Raw genomic sequence first — 1,552 nt, 5'->3', positions numbered from 1 at the left:
GCTCGAAGTCGAACCACCGGGATGGCGCAGCACATGGCGCTTGCCGCGCCCGCGCTCGGCGGAGAGATCGGCCAGTGCTGAAGCAACCTTGTCGAGATCGGCGCCGACCAGATGCGCCGCACCCAGCACCGCCAGCACGTTCTGCACCATATGGCGACCGGGCGCGCCGATCCGCGCCGTCACTTCGTGGCCGCCGATCCTGGCGGTGATGTCGGAATGATCGGCATGCAGTTCGCATTTGGTGAGCTTGAAGGTAGAGCGCGCATTCTCGCCGAAGCCGTAGACGTGCTCGACACCGGCGGCATGGGCCATCTTGTCGAGCAGCTTGAATCGGGCATCGTCGCGGTTGAGGACGGCGGCCCCCTCGGGCTCCAACCCCTCGAAAATCTCGGCCTTGGCCTTGGCGATCTCGTCCAGATTACGGAAAAAGCCGAGATGCGCCGCCGCGATCATGGTGACGATGGCGACATGCGGCCTCACCATCTTGACCAGCGGACGGATCTCGTCGGGATGGTTCATGCCGATCTCGAACACGGCATAGTCGCAATCATCAGGCATCCGCGCCAAGGTCAGCGGCACGCCCCAGTGATTGTTGAAGGACTGCGCCGAGGCATGCACCTTGCCTACGGCTTGCAGCACATGGCGCAGCGCTTCCTTGGTGGTGGTCTTGCCGGCCGAACCGGTCACAGCGATGATTTTCGCGCTCGAGCGGGCGCGCGATGCAACTCCAAGCTTTTCCAGCGCGACCAGCACGTCCTCGACGACGATGATCGGCGCTGTCAACCGGCCGAGCGACGGCAGCTTGCCTTCGGCCACCACCAGCACGCCAGCGCCAGCCTTGATGGCGGCGGTTGCGAAGTCATGGCCGTCCATCGCCTCGCCCTTGATGGCGAAGAAGGCGTCGCCCGGCTGCAGGCTGCGGCTGTCGATCGAAATGCCTGAAATCCCCTCCGGCATCGGCCCGAGCGGCCGCCCGTCCATGGCGGCAACCAGCGCTTCGGAGGTCCACAGCAAGCTCATGCTGCGCGCTCCGTGAGTGCCGCGCGGACTTCCTCATGATCGGAGAAATGCAAGGTCTCGGAGCCGATCGTCTGGCCTTCCTCGTGGCCCTTACCGGCCACGATCAGCGTGTCGCCGGCATGCAGCATGGCGACCGCTTCGTGGATCGCCTGGCGCCGGTCGCCGATCTCGATGGCACCTGGAGCAGCGGCCAAAATAGCGGCACGGATCGTTTCCGGCACTTCGGAGCGCGGATTGTCGTCGGTGACGATGACGACATCGGCAAGCCGCGTCGCGATTTCGCCCATGATCGGCCTTTTTCCCCGGTCGCGGTCGCCGCCGCAGCCGAACACGACGATGACACGACCGGTGGTGAACGGCCGTACCGAAGCCAGCACGTTTTCCAGCGCGTCCGGCTTGTGGGCATAGTCGACATAGACCGGCGCGCCATTGCCGGTGGTGCCGACGAGGTCGAGCCGGCCCGGCGCGCCCTTCAGTTTCTCCAACGCTATCAGGGCCTTGGCGACAGGTGTTCCCGTGGAAATGGCAAGAC

General features: G+C 65.1%; 2 protein-coding genes. Both read right to left on the bottom strand.

The genetic code is table 11. The features are described from left to right. Positions 1-1,020: Mur ligase family protein (locus EN994_RS30685; RefSeq protein WP_127308110.1), on the bottom strand; the 1,020-nt coding region annotated here is incomplete at its 3' end. After that, a partial coding sequence (locus EN994_RS30680) for a cyanophycin synthetase (RefSeq protein WP_281060216.1) occupies positions 1,017-1,552 on the bottom strand: 536 nt, incomplete at its 5' end. The genes EN994_RS30680 and EN994_RS30685, both read right to left, overlap by 4 nt.

The organism is Mesorhizobium sp. M7A.F.Ca.CA.002.09.1.1, assembly GCF_003998555.1.
Classification (GTDB): Bacteria; Pseudomonadota; Alphaproteobacteria; order Rhizobiales; family Rhizobiaceae; genus Mesorhizobium; species Mesorhizobium ciceri.
This window is presented reverse-complemented; position numbering and strand designations above follow the sequence as displayed.